General features: G+C 60.6%; 19 protein-coding genes. 12 read left to right on the top strand and 7 right to left on the bottom strand.

Annotated elements, in window-relative coordinates:
• Positions 1 to 214 precede the first annotated feature (214 nt).
• The 6 genes from AB4Z35_RS26295 to AB4Z35_RS26270 are packed head-to-tail and all read left to right on the top strand — an operon-like array spanning position 215 to position 6,278.
• Entirely contained in the window at positions 215 to 3,133 is a 2,919-nt protein-coding gene (locus tag AB4Z35_RS26295) for a monovalent cation/H+ antiporter subunit A (RefSeq protein WP_442100284.1), read from the top strand.
• Complete coding sequence (locus AB4Z35_RS26290; protein ID WP_007973781.1) at positions 3,133 to 3,477, top strand: Na+/H+ antiporter subunit C; 345 nt, start codon at positions 3,133 to 3,135, stop codon at positions 3,475 to 3,477. Before AB4Z35_RS26295 ends, AB4Z35_RS26290 begins: the two co-directional genes overlap by 1 nt.
• The gene (locus tag AB4Z35_RS26285; RefSeq protein ID WP_442100282.1) at positions 3,474 to 5,159 is read left to right on the top strand and encodes a monovalent cation/H+ antiporter subunit D; all 1,686 of its coding nucleotides are present in this window, start codon (positions 3,474 to 3,476) and stop codon (positions 5,157 to 5,159) included. Before AB4Z35_RS26290 ends, AB4Z35_RS26285 begins: the two co-directional genes overlap by 4 nt.
• Positions 5,156 to 5,644 carry a Na+/H+ antiporter subunit E gene (locus AB4Z35_RS26280; protein WP_007995229.1) on the top strand — a complete coding sequence of 163 codons (489 nt, stop codon included), beginning with the start codon at positions 5,156 to 5,158 and terminating at the stop codon, positions 5,642 to 5,644. Before AB4Z35_RS26285 ends, AB4Z35_RS26280 begins: the two co-directional genes overlap by 4 nt.
• On the top strand, positions 5,641 to 5,919 hold the full coding sequence (locus AB4Z35_RS26275) for a K+/H+ antiporter subunit F (RefSeq protein WP_442100280.1): 279 nt from the start codon (positions 5,641 to 5,643) through the stop codon (positions 5,917 to 5,919). The genes AB4Z35_RS26280 and AB4Z35_RS26275 overlap by 4 nt, the downstream gene beginning before the upstream one ends.
• On the top strand, positions 5,916 to 6,278 hold the full coding sequence (locus AB4Z35_RS26270) for a Na+/H+ antiporter subunit G (RefSeq protein WP_007995227.1): 363 nt from the start codon (positions 5,916 to 5,918) through the stop codon (positions 6,276 to 6,278). The genes AB4Z35_RS26275 and AB4Z35_RS26270 overlap by 4 nt, the downstream gene beginning before the upstream one ends.
• 141 nt (positions 6,279 to 6,419) lie before the next feature.
• Here AB4Z35_RS26270 and AB4Z35_RS26265 read toward each other — a convergent pair whose 3' ends face one another.
• The 4 genes from AB4Z35_RS26265 to AB4Z35_RS26250 form a co-directional block, all read right to left on the bottom strand.
• Positions 6,420 to 6,857: a DUF3995 domain-containing protein gene (locus AB4Z35_RS26265; protein ID WP_442100278.1), complete on the bottom strand. Its 438-nt coding sequence runs from the start codon at positions 6,855 to 6,857 to the stop codon at positions 6,420 to 6,422.
• Between the two features lie 118 nt (positions 6,858 to 6,975).
• On the bottom strand, positions 6,976 to 7,989 hold the full coding sequence (locus AB4Z35_RS26260) for an ABC transporter substrate-binding protein (protein ID WP_442100276.1): 1,014 nt from the start codon (positions 7,987 to 7,989) through the stop codon (positions 6,976 to 6,978).
• A 118-nt stretch (positions 7,990 to 8,107) separates the two neighbouring features.
• Complete coding sequence (locus AB4Z35_RS26255) at positions 8,108 to 8,311, bottom strand: hypothetical protein (protein ID WP_442100274.1); 204 nt, start codon at positions 8,309 to 8,311, stop codon at positions 8,108 to 8,110.
• The gene (locus AB4Z35_RS26250) at positions 8,311 to 8,781 is read right to left on the bottom strand and encodes a hypothetical protein (protein ID WP_007986246.1); all 471 of its coding nucleotides are present in this window, start codon (positions 8,779 to 8,781) and stop codon (positions 8,311 to 8,313) included. The genes AB4Z35_RS26255 and AB4Z35_RS26250 overlap by 1 nt, the downstream gene beginning before the upstream one ends.
• Positions 8,782 to 9,193: 412 nt before the next feature.
• Here AB4Z35_RS26250 and AB4Z35_RS26245 point away from each other — a divergent pair, with 412 nt between their 5' ends.
• From AB4Z35_RS26245 to AB4Z35_RS26235, 3 genes are all read left to right on the top strand, one after another.
• Positions 9,194 to 9,442 (top strand): hypothetical protein, encoded by a 249-nt coding sequence (locus AB4Z35_RS26245; protein ID WP_442100272.1) that lies wholly within the window; start codon positions 9,194 to 9,196, stop codon positions 9,440 to 9,442.
• Between the two features lie 160 nt (positions 9,443 to 9,602).
• Entirely contained in the window at positions 9,603 to 9,833 is a 231-nt protein-coding gene (locus AB4Z35_RS26240) for a hypothetical protein (RefSeq protein WP_007995218.1), read from the top strand.
• A gap of 132 nt (positions 9,834 to 9,965) precedes the next feature.
• Entirely contained in the window at positions 9,966 to 10,202 is a 237-nt protein-coding gene (locus tag AB4Z35_RS26235) for a DUF2789 domain-containing protein (protein ID WP_007995217.1), read from the top strand.
• A gap of 5 nt (positions 10,203 to 10,207) precedes the next feature.
• Here the strand turns inward: AB4Z35_RS26235 and AB4Z35_RS26230 are convergent, their stop codons facing one another.
• The 3 genes from AB4Z35_RS26230 to AB4Z35_RS26220 form a co-directional block, all read right to left on the bottom strand.
• Entirely contained in the window at positions 10,208 to 10,411 is a 204-nt protein-coding gene (locus tag AB4Z35_RS26230; RefSeq protein WP_007995215.1) for a hypothetical protein, read from the bottom strand.
• A gap of 128 nt (positions 10,412 to 10,539) precedes the next feature.
• A complete protein-coding gene (locus tag AB4Z35_RS26225) occupies positions 10,540 to 11,763 on the bottom strand; it encodes a methyl-accepting chemotaxis protein (protein ID WP_442100310.1) in 1,224 nt (407 codons plus the stop codon).
• A 619-nt stretch (positions 11,764 to 12,382) separates the two neighbouring features.
• Positions 12,383 to 12,787 carry a TraR/DksA family transcriptional regulator gene (locus AB4Z35_RS26220; protein ID WP_007935965.1) on the bottom strand — a complete coding sequence of 135 codons (405 nt, stop codon included), beginning with the start codon at positions 12,785 to 12,787 and terminating at the stop codon, positions 12,383 to 12,385.
• A 369-nt stretch (positions 12,788 to 13,156) separates the two neighbouring features.
• Here AB4Z35_RS26220 and AB4Z35_RS26215 point away from each other — a divergent pair, with 369 nt between their 5' ends.
• The 3 genes from AB4Z35_RS26215 (at position 13,157) to AB4Z35_RS26205 (ending at position 16,042) form a co-directional block, all read left to right on the top strand.
• Positions 13,157 to 13,762, top strand: coding sequence for a glutathione S-transferase (locus AB4Z35_RS26215; protein ID WP_442100269.1), 606 nt, complete (start codon positions 13,157 to 13,159; stop codon positions 13,760 to 13,762).
• A gap of 215 nt (positions 13,763 to 13,977) precedes the next feature.
• Positions 13,978 to 14,661, top strand: a complete 684-nt coding sequence (locus tag AB4Z35_RS26210; RefSeq protein ID WP_007995209.1) for a response regulator transcription factor — start codon at positions 13,978 to 13,980, stop codon at positions 14,659 to 14,661.
• Positions 14,639 to 16,042 (top strand): sensor histidine kinase, encoded by a 1,404-nt coding sequence (locus tag AB4Z35_RS26205; RefSeq protein ID WP_442100267.1) that lies wholly within the window; start codon positions 14,639 to 14,641, stop codon positions 16,040 to 16,042. Before AB4Z35_RS26210 ends, AB4Z35_RS26205 begins: the two co-directional genes overlap by 23 nt.
• Positions 16,043 to 16,078 lie beyond the last annotated feature (36 nt).

Raw genomic sequence — 16,078 nt, 5'->3', positions numbered from 1 at the left:
GTTTGTGGATGTACACAAAACGGTGTGCACACCGCAAAACCCTGTGGGAGCGGGCTTGCCCGCGATGGCGTCCGAGAGGTTAAACCCAACCCCCTGAAACAAGGATAAACAGGACTTTTCCATCTACCGTGTAGGATTCTGCGACAGCTTGGCGTTTGGTGATCCGGGAGCTGGCACGTATGATGCTTCACAAACTTTCGCAGATTAGAAGCCTATGTCCCTGATAGTTCTACTGCTTCTGCCTTTCATAGGCAGCTGTTTGGCGGCCGTGTTGCCGCACAATGCACGTAACGCCGAATCCCTGCTGGCTGGCCTGATCGCCCTGATCGGCACCCTTCAGGTCGCGCTCCTGTACCCGCAGATCGCCCATGGCGGCGTCATTCGCGAAGAGTTTTCCTGGTTGCCCAGCCTGGGCTTGAACTTCGTCCTGCGCATGGACGGTTTCGCCTGGCTGTTTTCCATGCTGGTGCTGGGCATTGGCACCCTGGTTTCGCTGTACGCCCGCTACTACATGTCGCCGAACGATCCAGTGCCGCGCTTCTTCGCGTTTTTCCTGGCCTTCATGGGCGCCATGCTTGGCCTGGTGATCTCCGGCAACCTGATCCAGATCGTGTTTTTCTGGGAGCTGACCAGCCTCTTTTCGTTCCTGTTGATTGGCTACTGGCACCATCGCGCCGACGCCCGGCGTGGTGCCCACATGGCGCTGATGGTGACCGGTGCGGGCGGATTGTGCCTGCTGGCGGGGGTCATGCTGCTCGGCCATGTGGTCGGCAGCTATGACCTGGACAAGGTCCTGGCCGCCGGCGACCTGATTCGCGCCCATGCCCTCTACCCGATCCTGTTGCCCCTGATCCTGATCGGCGCCTTGAGCAAAAGTGCGCAATTTCCCTTTCACTTCTGGCTGCCCCACGCCATGGCCGCGCCGACCCCCGTGTCGGCGTACCTGCACTCGGCGACCATGGTCAAGGCCGGGGTATTTCTGCTCGCGCGGCTATGGCCATCGCTCTCGGGCAGTGAAGAATGGTTCTACATCGTCAGCGGCGCCGGTGCCTGCACCCTGTTGCTCGGGGCGTACTGCGCGATGTTCCAGAACGACCTCAAGGGATTGCTGGCCTACTCGACCATCAGCCACCTCGGCCTGATTACCCTGCTGCTCGGCTTGAACAGCCCGCTGGCCGCCGTCGCCGCGGTGTTCCACATCCTCAACCATGCAACGTTCAAGGCCTCATTGTTCATGGCCGCGGGCATCATCGACCACGAAAGTGGCACCCGCGATATCCGCAAGCTCAGTGGGCTGTTCAAACTGATGCCGTTTACCGCCACCCTGGCCATGGTCGCCAGCGCCTCGATGGCCGGCGTGCCGTTGCTCAACGGCTTCCTCTCCAAAGAGATGTTCTTCGCCGAAACCGTGTTCATCAATGCCACGCGCTGGGTCGAACTGAGTTTGCCGATCGTGGCAACCATTGCCGGTACCTTCAGCGTGGCTTACTCCCTGCGTTTCACCGTGGATGTGTTCTTCGGTCCGCCGGCGACCGACTTGCCCCACACGCCCCACGAGCCACCGCGCTGGATGCGCGCGCCGGTCGAATTGCTGGTGTTCACTTGTCTGCTGGTGGGGATATTCCCGGCGCAGGTGGTCGGCCCGCTGCTCGCTGCCGCGGCGCAACCGGTGGTCGGCGGCACGCTGCCCGAGTATAGCCTGGCCATCTGGCACGGCCTGAACGCGCCGATGATCATGAGCCTGATCGCCCTCTCTTGCGGCACCCTGCTCTACTTGCTGCTGCGCAACCAATTCAAGCGTGGACGCTTCCACTGCCCGCCGGTCATTGGTCGTTTCGACGGCAAGCGCCTGTTCGAGCGTGGCCTGATCATGATGATGCGCCTGGCCCGTCGCCTGGAGCCCCGGATGGGTACCAGGCGCCTGCAAATGCAATTGTTCCTGGTGGTGCTCGCCGCCGTGCTGGCCGGGTTGATTCCCATGTTGCACAGCAGCCTTCACTGGGGTGACCGGCCGAAAATTCCGGGGTCGATCGTGTTCGTCACCTTGTGGTTGCTGGCCATCGCCTGCGCCCTTGGCGCGGCGTATCAGGCCAAGTACCACCGCCTCGCGGCACTGACCATGGTCAGCGTCTGTGGCCTGATGACCTGCGTCACCTTCGTCTGGTTTTCCGCGCCGGACCTGGCCCTGACGCAACTGGCGGTCGAGGTGGTGACCACGGTGTTGATCCTGCTGGGCCTGCGCTGGCTGCCACGGCGGATCGAAGAAGTCTCGCCGTTGCCGGGCAGCCTGCGCCGGGCGCGGGTGCGGCGTATCCGTGACTTGCTGCTGTCGACCACGGTCGGTGTCGGCATGGCTTTGCTGGCCTACGCCATGCTGACGCGCCAGACACCCAACGATATTTCTTCGTTCTACCTGAGTCGCGCCTTGCCCGAAGGCGGTGGCAGCAACGTGGTCAACGTGATGCTGGTGGACTTCCGTGGTTTCGACACCCTCGGTGAAATCACCGTGCTGGTGGCCGTGGCCCTGACCGTGTTCGCCCTGCTGCGCCGCTTCCGTCCGCCGAAAGAAAGCCTGCAACTGCCGGCCCAGCAACGCTTGCTCGCGCCGGACGTGGTCACCGACCTGGTCAACCCGCGTCACGCCAGCGACACCGCGCTCGGCTTCATGATGGTACCGGCGGTGCTGGTGCGCCTGCTGTTGCCGGTGGCGCTGGTGGTGTCGTTCTACCTGTTCATGCGTGGGCACAACCAACCGGGCGGCGGCTTTGTCGCCGGGCTGGTGATGTCGGTGGCGTTCATCCTGCAATACATGGTCGCCGGCACGCAGTGGGTCGAGGCGCAAATGAGCCTGCGGCCGCTGCGCTGGATGGGCACCGGACTGCTGTTTGCCACGGCCACCGGGCTGGGTGCGATGCTGGTCGGCTATCCGTTCCTGACCACCCACACCTGGCATTTCTCGTTGCCGCTGCTGGGTGACATTCACCTGGCCAGCGCGCTGTTCTTCGACATCGGCGTGTACGGCGTGGTGGTCGGCTCGACCCTGTTGATCCTCACCGCCCTCGCCCACCAGTCGGTGCGGGGCCACAAAACCGCTGCCCAGCCTAAATCCGTTGCCGCCAAAGGAGCCGTCTGATGGAAGAAGTCATCGCAATCGCCATCGGCGTCCTGGCCGCGTCCGGCGTCTGGCTGATCCTGCGCCCACGGACGTTCCAGGTGGTCATGGGCCTGTGCCTGCTGTCCTACGGCGTCAATCTGTTCATCTTCAGCATGGGCAGCCTGTTCATCGGCAAGGAACCGATCATCAAGGACGGCGTGCCGCAGGATCTGTTGCACTACACCGACCCGTTGCCACAAGCGCTGGTGCTGACGGCGATCGTCATCAGCTTCGCCATGACCGCGCTGTTTCTGGTGGTGCTGCTCGCGTCCCGGGGCCTGACCGGCACCGACCATGTGGATGGCCGGGAGCCCAGGGAATGATGGCGATGTCTCACCTGATCGTCGCGCCCATCCTGCTGCCGCTGCTGACCGCCGCGATCATGCTGATGCTTGGCGAGAAGCACCGCCCGCTCAAGGCAAAGATCAATCTGCTCTCCAGCCTGCTCGGGCTGGGCATTGCCGTGGCGTTGTTGCAATGGACGCAAACCACCGGCGTGCCAGGCTCCATCGGCGTGTACCTGCCGAGCAACTGGCAAGTGCCGTTCGGCCTGGTGCTGGTGGTCGATCGCCTGTCGGCGCTGATGCTGGTGCTGACCGGCATCATCGGCGTCAGTGCCCTGCTGTTTGCCATGGCACGCTGGGACAGCGCAGGTTCCAGTTTTCACGCGCTGTTCCAGATCCAGTTGATGGGCCTTTACGGCGCGTTCCTCACCGCTGACCTGTTCAACCTGTTCGTGTTCTTCGAGGTGCTGCTGGCCGCGTCCTACGGGTTGATGCTGCACGGCTCGGGCCGGGCGCGGGTGTCGTCGGGGCTGCATTACATCTCGATCAACCTGTTGGCCTCGTCGCTGTTCCTGATTGGCGCGGCCCTGATCTATGGGGTTACCGGCACGCTGAACATGGCCGACCTGGCGGTAAAAATCCCRCTGGTATCCGAAGCTGATCGCGGCTTGCTACACGCCGGCGCAGGGATTCTGGCCGTCGCGTTTCTGGCCAAGGCCGGGATGTGGCCGCTGAACTTCTGGCTGGTGCCGGCCTATTCCTCGGCCAGCGCGCCAGTGGCGGCGATGTTCGCAATCATGACCAAGGTCGGCGTCTACACCTTGCTGCGCCTGTGGACGCTGCTGTTTTCCGCCCAGGCCGGGGCATCGGCGTTCTTTGGCGGTGAGTGGCTGATCTATGGCGGCATGGCGACCATTGTCTGCGCAGCCATTGCGATCCTCGCCGCACAACGCCTGGAGCGCATGGCCAGCCTGAGCATTCTGGTGTCGGCAGGCATTCTGTTGTCGAGCATCGGTTTCGCCCAGCCGAACCTGGCCGGCGCGGCGCTGTTCTATCTGTTCAGCTCGACCCTGGCGTTGAGCGCGCTGTTCCTGCTGGCCGAACTGATCGAGCGCTCGCGCTCGGCCAATGAAGTCCTGCTCGAAGATGAAGCCGAACTGCTGCCCCGTCCACTGGAATCCCTGCATCCGCCCAAAGGCATCAACCTCGACGACGAGCAAAAAGCCGTGGTCGGCCAGGTGATTCCCTGGACCATGGCGTTTCTTGGCCTGAGCTTCATCGCCTGCGCCTTGCTGATCATCGGCATGCCGCCGCTCTCCGGGTTTATCGGCAAACTCGGGTTGATCGGTGCCCTGCTCAATCCGCTGGGCCTGGGCAACAGCGGCGACGAGCCGATTTCCAACGCCGCGTGGGGCCTGTTGGTGTTGTTGATTTTGTCCGGGCTGGCGTCGCTGATCGCCTTCTCGCGCCTGGGCATCCAGCGCTTCTGGACGCCAGCGGAACGACCATCGCCCCTGTTGCGGCGCTTGGAATGCGTGCCGATCTTCGCGCTGCTGGGCCTGAGTATTGCGCTGACCTTCAAGGCAGATCCGCTGCTGCGCTACACCCAGGCCGCCGCCGATGCCTTGTACAACCCGCAGCAATACGTGATGGCGGTGCTCGATACGCGCGTCGTACCGAACCCGCCGGCCCATGCGACCACGCTGGAGGTGCAGCCATGAAGCGCCTGTTTCCGGCACCGTTGCTGTCACTGGCCTTGTGGCTGCTGTGGTTGCTGCTGAACCTGTCGATCAGCCCCGGCAACCTGCTGCTGGGTGCAGCGCTGGGGTTCTGTGCGCCATTGATGATGCGCAAGCTGCGTCCGCTGCCGGTACGCATCCGTCGTCCCGGGGTGATCCTGCGCCTGGTCCTGCTGGTCGGGCGTGATGTGCTGGTGTCCAACCTCGCCGTGGCCTGGGGTGTGCTCAATGCGGGTCGCCGCCCGCCCCGTTCGCAATTCATCAAGGTGCCGCTGGACTTGCGTGACGCCAACGGCCTGGCCGCGCTGTCGATGATCACCACGGTGGTGCCCGGTACGGTCTGGTCGGAGCTGGCGCTGGACCGCAGCATTCTGCTGTTGCACGTCTTCGACCTGGACGACGAAGCGCTGTTCATCCAGCACTTCAAGGCAACCTACGAACGTCCGTTGATGGAGATCTTCGAATGAGCCCGTTGCTGTCGAACGCGATCCCGCTGAGCCTGTTCATCTTTTCCCTGGCGATGATCCTGACCCTGATCCGCCTGTTCAAGGGGCCGTCGGCCCAGGATCGGGTCCTGGCGCTGGACTACCTGTACATCGTCGCGATGCTGATGATGCTGGCGCTGGGTATTCGTTATGCCAGTGATACGTACTTCGAGGCGGCGCTGCTGATAGCACTGTTCGGTTTCGTCGGCTCGTTCGCCCTGGCGAAATTCCTGCTGCGTGGTGAGGTGATCGAATGAATACGCCATTGTCGTTGTGGGTGGAAATCCCGGTGGCGATCCTGCTGGTACTCGGCAGCCTGTTTGCATTGATCGGCGCCACGGGCCTGCTGCGCATGCAGGACTACTTCCAGCGCATGCACCCACCGGCCCTGGCCTCGACGCTCGGGGCCTGGTGCGTGGCGCTGGCTTCGATCATCTATTTTTCGGCGCTCAAGTCCGCGCCGGTCTTGCACGCCTGGCTGATTCCGATCCTGCTGGCGATTACCGTGCCCGTGACCACTTTGCTGCTGGCCCGGGCGGCGCTGTTCCGTAAACGCATGGCCGGGGATGATGTGCCGGCCGAGGTGAGCAGCCGGCGGAGTGAGAGTGGCAGCTAAGCCAAAGTTTTGCAGTGACTGGACCGGCCTCTTCGCGGGCAAGCCCGCTCCCACATTTTGACCTGTGTACGCAGATCAATTGTGGGAGCGGGCTTGCCCGCGAAGGCGATAGACCTGTCAATGCATCAGGACCGGTCTGTCTCAGACCCAGGCCACCGCCAACAACCCAGCCCCCAACACCACACACAACGGCGAGTAGACCCAGGTGTCCAGCCGGGCAAATTCCGAGCCTTTGACCTCTTTGAAAAAACCCACCAGCTCCGAATCGCCAATGGCCCGGGCAAACAGCAAGATCGCAATCGCGCTGATCAACCACTGCAACGACCAGTGATGCAACGGTGGCAGGCACCAACCCACCCGCAAACACACCAGCACCGCAATCAACAGCAATGCCCCGGCCACCGTCAGCGTGATCCAGCCTCGCGGCGTGAACGCCGGCCTCAGTTTTGCACTGCCCTCCTGCGGTACTTGCGGCACCGCCGCCACCGCCGCCCACTCACCACCCAACGCCCAATACACATGCACCAGACTGATCACTGCGAAGATCGTCACCAGCCATTGAGCCAACAACAAGGTCATGGTTCAGAGATCCTTGAAAGGGATATGAACCGAACATTGTAGGAGCTACCGCAGGCTGCGATGTCTTGATTTTGCTTTTTCATGACAAAGATCAAAAGATCCCGACCTGCGGCAGCGCCTACAGGGCGGCGGAGACTTTTTCCGCCACGTCCTTGGGCAGCCACGCCCGCCAGACGTCCGGATGGGCCTTCATGAACGCCTGCGCAGCCTGGCGCGGCGGCGTATGTTTCTCGCTCATCTCGGCCAGCGCCTTGTTCAGGGGATCGATCGGAAAGTCGACCTTGGCAAAGAACTCGGCAATCTGCGGATATTGCTTCTGGAACGGTGTGGAGACACCGATCGACAGCTTGGAGGCCAGGGAACGGGTCGGCTGTGGATTGGGGTTGTCGGCGTCGGTCAAGGTCTTCCAGGCTTCGGCGTCGAACGGCGGTTCTTCGAGTTGAATCAGCTTGAAGCGGCCGAGCAACGGCGTGGGCGACCAGTAGTAAAACAGCACTGGCTTGCCACGATGAATAGACGAGCTGATCTCCGCGTCCAGTGCCGCGCCCGAACCGCTGCGGAAGTTCACGTAACTGTCGTCCAGCCCATACGCCTTGAGTTTCTGTTTGTTGACCACTTCCGAGGTCCAACCGATGGGGCTATTGAGGAAGCGTCCCTTGGTCGGGGCTTCCGGGTCCTTGAACACGTCTTTATAGCGCGGCAGGTCGCTGACACTGCGCAAGTCCGGCGCCAGCGGCTTGATGCCCTTGGCCGGGTCGCCCTTGATCACATACTCCGGCACCCACCAGCCTTCGGTCGCACCCTTGACCGTGTCGCCAAGGCTGACGACTTTGCCTTCGGCCTCCGCCTTGACCCAGACCGGGCTGCGTCCGGCCCACTCTTCGCCAATGACCTGAATGTCATTGTTGGCCAGCGCGGTTTCCAGGGTGATGGTGGTGCCCGGCAAGGTGTCGGTCGACAGCCCGTAGCCCTTCTCGACAATGATGCGCAAGACATCGGTGATCAGGCTGCCGCTTTCCCAGTTCAGGTCGGCGAAGTGGATCGGTGTCTGGGCGGCAAACACCGGGGCGGGTGTCGCCAGCAAACCGAAAGTGGCCAGGACAGCAGCCAGCAACTGTCGAATTCCGTTCATGCTTTTGCACCTCGTGCTGTTCACAGCAATAGCAGGATGGCCTGGCAGCAGGCCGCGAAGCCTCTGAATACTCAGTCCACTGACTGTAGTAGAGGTTTCTGCTTTCGAGGTGCGTGGATCAGTTTTCGCAGGTTTCCTGCAAACGCATCAGCTCTCGTCTGACCATGCTGGCGTATGCCGCCGGTTGCAGTTGGTAAAGTTGTGACGCCACCCAATTCAGCCAGGCTCCCTGCAGAATGCTCTTCTGCCCGAACAGCCGCCGCGCCTCGTCTTGAGCGCTGGCCTGGTTCTGTTCGTGGAAATCGGCGCGGGTCAGGGTCATCACTCGCTGGCCTTGAAGGTCACCAACTCGCCCTTGCGCCACTTGGCCGCTTTGGCGGTCACGGCTTTCAGGGTCTTGGTCAGGCCTTCCTGCAGCTGTTGATGGGCGGCAAACACCATCACCACGCTGTGACCCTCCTTGAACACGATCCCCTGGCCGTCGGCCGTGGTCACGAAGGCGTAATCGCCAATTCCGTAAACCGTCAGCTTGATGTCGCGGAACTTGATGTCCAGTTTGCCGCCTTCGCGACTGGGCAGCACCGAAGCGCTGAAATGATCGCCGACCTTGAGTTTGAGTCCGGGCTTGTCGTCCACCACCAGGGCTGATTCGGTGTCGATTTCGGCAATGTAAATGCCTTCAGCGTTCTGTTCAGTGATGTAAACGAAACGTGACTGAAACTGTTTGACCAGCTTTGCGCGCAAATCACCCAGCACGAACAAGGCATGCATATCGAGATTACTTACTGCCAAGGAAACATCCCCACATCTGAAAAATGGTGCCGTGCGCGAAAAATAAACGCACAGCCAAAAAAGCGGCAATGCCGAAGGTGTAGCCAAAGAACCCGGATTGAAGTCCTGAATGAGCAGTGCACTCATTCATCACGAAGCTTGAGAAGACTACTGGAGCGTCACTCGCATCGTCTTGCCTGGCGTTCGTCACAGGCTGAAGGAAAACCCCCTTCCTGCTGCCAGAAAATTATGGACTATCAACTTCGGGGAAAAATCTCATCAAGAAAAAATCTTTTCCTACATATCGTCCGCAAAAAATTGCTTTAGATAAACATCATTCACCCACCAGTGAGGGTGATTCTAGAGCAGCGATGCTCTTGGAGACTAGCCAAAACGACGTACATACGTCGGTAAACAATGAAAAGGACTTCATATGTGCACGCTGACTCACTTTGCTTATCCCTTGATGCCTGACTCGGAAACAGCGCCAGGCTCGCACCCGATACGGTCCCGCCACCATGAACCGCTTCCCGTTGTCCCGGCCCGCCCGCGATTTCAAGTGGTGATGGCGGGCATTGCCTTCTTTCACATCAAGGATAATTCGACAGGCTGCGTAAGAGGTTTCCGAGCTGATCATAACGAAGCGTGTGCCCTCGCCCGGTTTCTTGAATCACATTGTTGACATGCCCGCCGCGCTCATCGCCATCGACGTTTCGTCTGCCCGCCGACTTATCTCAGCCGTCGACGGGCAACTACTGCCATACTGCCGCCCAATAAAACGGATCCGCAAAAAATCGGGTTGCGTTGACAACAACAATGTATTTCCAGGGGAAGTCTGCAACGTGACGGAATTTGATATCGGCGAGTTTTTTATCCGGGGCGAAGCCAGAGAAATCGACGGTGAATTCCAGGCCGTGATTGTCATGCGTGCCAAACCACCGCTAAAGACCGTGACCTATCACCAGGTCGAAAAGGATCGCTGGTTCAAGACCCCGGATGTCGCTGCCCTGGCGGCCCAGGAATCGGCCATGGAACTGAAGGCGGCAGTCGATGCCGGGGCACTGAAAGCCTGAATGTCCGATTGGCGGTCTATGCTCACTGTTGCGTTTGAACATCGCGATCGAACTCCACCCGTGCGGCGCCTTCGAAACCAGGGTGCCGCGCCTCGCCCCTCGACCCGACTGATGACCTGCAAGGAGATGAAGATGGAATCACCGACCCACGACTTGAAAGGCCTGTTCGACCAGCTCGGCCTGGACTCCAGCCAGAAAGCGATCGACGACTTCATTGCCGGCCATTTCCTGCCTGATGACAAGAAACTCATCGACGCCGAGTTCTGGTCACCGCAACAGGCCGGCTTCCTCAAAGAACAATTGCGCGAAGACGCTGACTGGTCGCGGGTGGTCGACGATCTGAACCTGCGCATGCACCAGACGCACTGACAACCTCAATGCAGGCTGCCAGGTCTTTCGGTGCTCAATTGCGCCAACCAGGCAGCCTTGCATTCCTCCGCTTCATCGCGACTGGAGAACGCCGTGCCCCGGCGCTCGCCATTGAGCAGCACCACCCAGCAAACCTTGCGTCCCATGGAGCGCAGATTGGCAGGTACTCCGCTGCCGATCATGACCGCGACATCAACTTTGCCTTGCATGCTGCCCCCCGAACTTCATTAGCAACCTAATTAATAGCTATGTTAATTAGATTGCCGGTGAGGAAACAGCACAACCCTGTACAGGTCAGTTGCAGGATCTGTAACAATCGCCCGGCAACCCGGGGTTTCTAGCGCGGCTTTTCCGGTTTGTAGCCCAGGCGCAAACCGCCCCAATGCCGGCCCTTGAGCATGATCGGCACCGAGAGATCGTGCATCAACTCGCCGGTGTCGCGTGTATAGGTCTGCAGCAGCACGGCCTTCTGATGGCTGCCACAGCGGATCCCGGTGCGATCAGCAAACTTGCGCTTGGTCCGGTTCTGCATGGCATCGACCTGCGCGTCGCCCGTCAGCGGCTGACTGAATACGCTGTTGTGGGTCGGCACATAACCCTGCTGGGTGCAGGCGATGGCGAACACCAATCCTTCGTGACGCGGCAACAACGGTTCCTGGATCGTTGGCAAAACCTGATCGGTGTAGCGGTCGAAACGCGTCTGGTACTTGGCCGGGCTGGTATGGGGGATGACCTGGTAATTGCGGTCGAACAGATCGTCGAGACTGATTCGACCCGCATCGATATCCGCCTCGAAACGCGCAGCAATCTGGCTCGCGCCTTCCCGGGCCAGGTCATAGATCCGCTGGTGATAGTCATCCAGCCCCACCTCGGCAAGACGCTCGCTGATGGTTTCGGCTTGCCCTTCCATTTGCACCGCCGCATGGGCCAGACCCTGAGTTTGCTGGTCGCTGACCGCCAGGTCGCTGCGCATCTGTTCGATGGCGTGAAACAGGCTGTCGAGTTGTTCGCGATTGGTGTCTGCCCCTTGGGCGATTTCCCCGACCTGGGACTCGACACTGGCCGCCAGACGGGCAATGTTCTCCAGGTGCTGTCCCGTCCGTTCGACCTGCTCGACACCTGTGTCCAGGTCGCTGGACAGTTGGCGGATCTGTTCCACCACCTGCGCGGTACGTTGCTGGATATCGGCCACCATCTCGCCAACTTCGCCCGTGGCGGTCGCCGTACGTGCGGCGAGCCCACGAACCTCGTCGGCCACCACTGCAAACCCGCGACCGTGCTCCCCCGCCCGCGCCGCTTCAATGGCGGCGTTCAACGCCAACAGGTTGGTCTGGCTGGCGATGGACTGAATCACCAGGGTCACTCGCTGGATATCATCGCTGCGCAGGCTCAAGGCTTCGATCAGTTCACGGCTGTTGCTGGCGCGCTGGCTGAGCTGATGCATGCGCGCAATGGACTCGATCAGTTCCGTACGCCCCGCCGCTCCGCTTTGATGAGCCTCGCTGGCGGCACTCAGCGCCTGGCGACTGAGCGCCGAGGTGGCCTGTTCGGTGGTGATCATGACCTCGGCGTTACTGACGATCTGTGCCGCCGCCGTGAGCTGCGATTGCAATTTGTCCGCCAGTTGCCGAACCGAAAACGCCACACCGGCGGCAGACAGCGCGTTATGGCTGGTGGTGTAGGAAAGGTTGCGAGTCAATTCGCCAATGGCATCGGGGTTGGCTGGGGAAGCAGCCTCAGGGGTCGCGCGCGAACGCAGGCGAGGCAGCCAGATAATCAATACGGCCAGGGGCAGGGCAAGGTAGAGCGACCAGTCGCCCAGCGTCATGCCACTTAACAACAGCATCAGGGCGATGCTTTGCAACGTCGGCGTCAACCAGCGGTTTTTCGGCAACAGCACTGGTGCAGGCACTGCTGCAACCAGAGACCCGTCTCTCGTCATCATCGTCACCCCGGAAAGCTTCTAATTGTTGTCTTCGCATTAAACGCCACCATAAGGCCATTATCCATGAGCCTTTAGTCGCGAACGTTGCAGCAGATCAATAGAAGAACCGGGAAATCGAAGACAGCAGAAAACAAAGATCGCAGCCTGCGGCAGCGCCCTGCATCGATTGTGCGGGAGCTGCCGCAGGCTGCGATCTTTTCAAGGCAGCCCGGATTAAAGGGGCTACCTCGCAGAATCAGGCCTGACGCTGGTGCTTGTCGATYTGCTCGTGACGTTCYTGAGCTTCGATGCAGTACTTGGTGGTCGGGCTGATCAGCAGGCGCTTGAGCCCAATCGGCTCGCCGCTGTCGTCGCACCAGCCGAAGCTGTCTTCCTTGATGCGCTCAAGGGCTTGTTCCAACTGAGGCAGCATGCGCTGGTCGCGATCGATCGCGTTCACCAGCCAGGTGCGCTCTTCTTCGACCGAAGCCGCGTCTGCCGGATCGGCCGGGGTGTCCAGGCTTTCGATCGCGATGCGGTTCTGCTCGATGCGCTCATGGGTTTCGACTTTCATGTTCTGCAACAGCTCGGAGAAAAAAGCATGTTGCTCGGCATTCATGTAGTCATCCGCCGGCATGGCCAGCAACTTGTCCTTTGTCATTGATATCTCTATAAAAAACGTGCATTAAGGCGAATAAGGGAGCGTTCCGGCAGACCTGGGCAGGCCATCGGAAAGGCGCCGTTTGTTCCAAGCGCCACCCGGCACTCAATTTACGAGGGGCGGCAGTCTACGGCCGACTTGAGGCCTCAGCAACCGAAAAGACAGCGAATTTGTCCGACAAAGCCCTGAAAATGCTCTACGGCAGGCTTTGGGGCGGTAATCGGAGTGCGTTTATAGCAAGAAATTCAATCGAGCGGCTGTATATAGAAGACAAACGGCTTGCACCGGGCATTTTTCGTCTTCATTTGCAGGGCGGCGAACCTCAGCTAAGGTTGTCCCTCCCGAAATGGCCATATAAAGGAAAGGACCATGAAGCTGATCGGTATGCTGGACTCGCCCTATGTAAGACGCGCCGCCATTTCCGCCAAATGCCTGGGCATCACGCTGGAACATCAATCGGTCTCGGTGTTCCGCCACTTCGAACAATTCCGGCAGATCAACCCGGTAGTCAAGGCGCCCACCCTGGTGCTGGATGACGGTGAGGTGTTGATGGACTCGACGCTGATCATCGACTACCTGGAAACCCTGGCCGATAACAGCCTGATGCCCGTCGAACCGGGTCAGCGCCTGCGCGCGTTGCGCCTGATTGGCCTCGCGTTGGCCGCCAGCGAAAAGTCCGTGCAGCTTTACTACGAGCGCAACCTGCGACCGGCGGAAATTCAATTCGAACCTTGGGTGCAGCGGGTCGAAGGACAGCTGGTGGCGGCCTGTTCGGCGCTGGAGCGCGAGCTGGAAAAGCAGCCGCTGAAGACTGACGGTTCGATTGAGCAGGATGGCATTACCCTGGCCGTGGCCTGGAGCTTCACCAACCTGGTGGTGCCGGATCAGGTGAGTGCGGCGCAGTTTCCGCAGATTGCCGCGTTCACGAAGTATGCCGAGGGGCTTGAGGTGTTTATCAGTACGCCGATTGACTGACAGATTCTTTTTGCCTGGTCTACCGTCATCGTCGGAACGCCGCCCGGAGCAAGCTCGCTCCCACAGGGGGATTGCATTCTCTTGTGGGAGAGAATCTGCTCGCGAAACCAGGGCAGTCGCCAGTGTCGCGTCCATGAACTTTTATTTAGAAAGCCTGCGATCATTTCTTGGCAAAATGCCGCACAACGTTGTGAACATTTAATCAGGCCAGCCCTATGACCCGCATCTTGACCATCGAAGACGACGCCGTGACCGCCCGGGAAATTGTCGCCGAACTGAGTAACCACGGCCTCGACGTCGACTGGGTCGACAATGGTCGCGAAGGGCTGGAACGTGCGGTCAGCGGCAACTATGACCTGATCACCCTCGACCGCATGTTGCCCGGGCTCGACGGCCTGGCGATCGTCACCACGCTGCGGACCATGGGCGTGGCCACGCCGATCCTGATGATCAGCGCACTGTCCGATGTCGATGAGCGCGTGCGCGGCTTGCGCGCCGGCGGCGATGACTACCTGACCAAACCCTTCGCCACCGATGAAATGGCCGCCCGGGTCGAAGTCCTGCTGCGCCGGCAGAACACCGTGACCGCCCAGGCCACCACGCTGCGGGTGGCGGATCTGGAGCTGAACCTGATCAGCCACGAAGCCAGCCGCGACGGCCAACTGCTGACGCTGTTGCCCACCGAATACAAGTTGCTGGAATTTCTGATGCGCAACACCGGGCAAATCCTGTCGCGTATGATGATTTTCGAAGAAGTCTGGGGTTACCACTTCGACCCCGGCACCAACCTGATCGACGTCCACATCGGCCGTCTGCGCAAGAAGATCGACCCGCCTGGCAATGTCCCACTGATTCGGACCGTGCGAGGCTCGGGTTATGTCATTGCCGAACCCGTCTAAAGGCTGGCGCTCTTCCAGTAGTCGCCTGCTCGCGCTCTACAGTTCGCTGTTCGTGATCTGGAGCGGGATTCTCATGGGGGTCATGTACTACGAGGTTTCCACTTACCTGGACAACCTGGCCAAGCATTCGCTGATGCAACGCCAGCACCTGTTTTCGCGCTTCTCCGGAGAGCAACTGGTGGACGCCCTCGCCGTCAGCATGACCTTCGACATCCGCGGCATCGACGCCTACGGCCTGTTCGATGCCCAACACCGTTACCTCAACGGTGCCCTGCGCTACATTCCGGACGGCTTGCCGCTCGATGGCAAGATCCACATGCTCAACGACTGCGATGCCTCCGACGACAGCGACGACCAGACGCTGCCTGCCGACAGTTGCGACGCCGTGGCGACCCGCACCCTCGACGGCCGCTGGCTGGTGCTGGTGCGCGACAATGGTTCGTTGTTTGCCGTGACCCGGATCATCCTTCACGCCTTGTTCTGGGGTGTGACCCTGACCATTGTGCCGGRCATCGTCGGCTGGTATTTGCTGCGGCGCCGTCCGTTGCGACGCATTCGCGGGATTCAGGCCAGTGCCGAAGCCATCGTCGCTGGCGACCTGAGCCGGCGCTTGCCACTGTCCAATCGGCGTGACGAACTGGACATGCTCGCCGCCATCGTCAACGTCATGCTCGAGCGCATCGAGCGCTTGATGAACGAGGTCAAGGGTGTGTGCGACAACATCGCCCATGACCTGCGCACGCCCCTGACCCGTCTGCGCGCGCAGCTTTATCGTATGCAGCAGCAAGCCGGCGAAGGCTCGCCGCAGGCCATGCAACTGGACCTGGTGCTCGCCGAGGCCGACACCCTGATGGCGCGTTTCCGTGGCTTGCTGCGGATTTCCGAACTGGAAGATCGCCAGCGCCGCTCCGGTTTCGTGCAACTGGACCCGGTGGCGTTGCTGCAAGAACTGCATGAGTTCTATCTGCCCCTGGCGGAAGACGATGGCCTGGTTTTTCAACTGCACCTGCCCGCGTCATTGCCACCCCTCAATGGCGACCGGGCACTGCTGTTTGAAGCGGTGGCGAACCTGTTGAGCAATTCGATCAAGTTCACCCCGCCCGGTGGCGCGGTGATCTTGCGCGGGATCAATGATGGCGGGCATACACGGATCGAAGTGCTCGACTCCGGCCCGGGCATTCCCGAGGCGGAACGTGAGGCGGTGTTCCAGCGTTTCTATCGCGCCGAGGCGGGCAATCAAAAAAGCGGCTTCGGACTGGGGCTGTCCATCGTCGCGGCGATTGTCAGCCTGCACGGGTTTACCCTGGAGGTGGGCAGCAGCGAACTGGGTGGCGCGCGGCTGGTGCTCGATTGTCGGCAGAGTTTGATTCCACAGACCTGACAAACTCTTACAAACAATGATCAACCCCTGTGGGAG

The sequence above is a fragment of the Pseudomonas sp. KB_15 genome, assembly GCF_052114525.1.
Lineage (GTDB): Bacteria > Pseudomonadota > Gammaproteobacteria > Pseudomonadales > Pseudomonadaceae > Aquipseudomonas.
Note: the sequence above shows the minus strand (reverse complement) of the source record. Positions and strands in the feature narration are given on the sequence as shown.

Coding starts and splice junctions, on each gene's coding strand:
- AB4Z35_RS26295 (WP_442100284.1), top strand. CDS start 215: ATGTCCCTGATAGTTCTACTGCTTCTGCCTTTCATAGGCAGCTGTTTG.
- AB4Z35_RS26290 (WP_007973781.1), top strand. CDS start 3,133: ATGGAAGAAGTCATCGCAATCGCCATCGGCGTCCTGGCCGCGTCCGGC.
- AB4Z35_RS26280 (WP_007995229.1), top strand. CDS start 5,156: ATGAAGCGCCTGTTTCCGGCACCGTTGCTGTCACTGGCCTTGTGGCTG.
- AB4Z35_RS26275 (WP_442100280.1), top strand. CDS start 5,641: ATGAGCCCGTTGCTGTCGAACGCGATCCCGCTGAGCCTGTTCATCTTT.
- AB4Z35_RS26270 (WP_007995227.1), top strand. CDS start 5,916: ATGAATACGCCATTGTCGTTGTGGGTGGAAATCCCGGTGGCGATCCTG.
- AB4Z35_RS26265 (WP_442100278.1), bottom strand. CDS start 6,857: ATGACCTTGTTGTTGGCTCAATGGCTGGTGACGATCTTCGCAGTGATC.
- AB4Z35_RS26260 (WP_442100276.1), bottom strand. CDS start 7,989: ATGAACGGAATTCGACAGTTGCTGGCTGCTGTCCTGGCCACTTTCGGT.
- AB4Z35_RS26255 (WP_442100274.1), bottom strand. CDS start 8,311: ATGACCCTGACCCGCGCCGATTTCCACGAACAGAACCAGGCCAGCGCT.
- AB4Z35_RS26245 (WP_442100272.1), top strand. CDS start 9,194: ATGTGCACGCTGACTCACTTTGCTTATCCCTTGATGCCTGACTCGGAA.
- AB4Z35_RS26235 (WP_007995217.1), top strand. CDS start 9,966: ATGGAATCACCGACCCACGACTTGAAAGGCCTGTTCGACCAGCTCGGC.
- AB4Z35_RS26230 (WP_007995215.1), bottom strand. CDS start 10,411: ATGCAAGGCAAAGTTGATGTCGCGGTCATGATCGGCAGCGGAGTACCT.
- AB4Z35_RS26225 (WP_442100310.1), bottom strand. CDS start 11,763: ATGATCACCACCGAACAGGCCACCTCGGCGCTCAGTCGCCAGGCGCTG.
- AB4Z35_RS26215 (WP_442100269.1), top strand. CDS start 13,157: ATGAAGCTGATCGGTATGCTGGACTCGCCCTATGTAAGACGCGCCGCC.
- AB4Z35_RS26210 (WP_007995209.1), top strand. CDS start 13,978: ATGACCCGCATCTTGACCATCGAAGACGACGCCGTGACCGCCCGGGAA.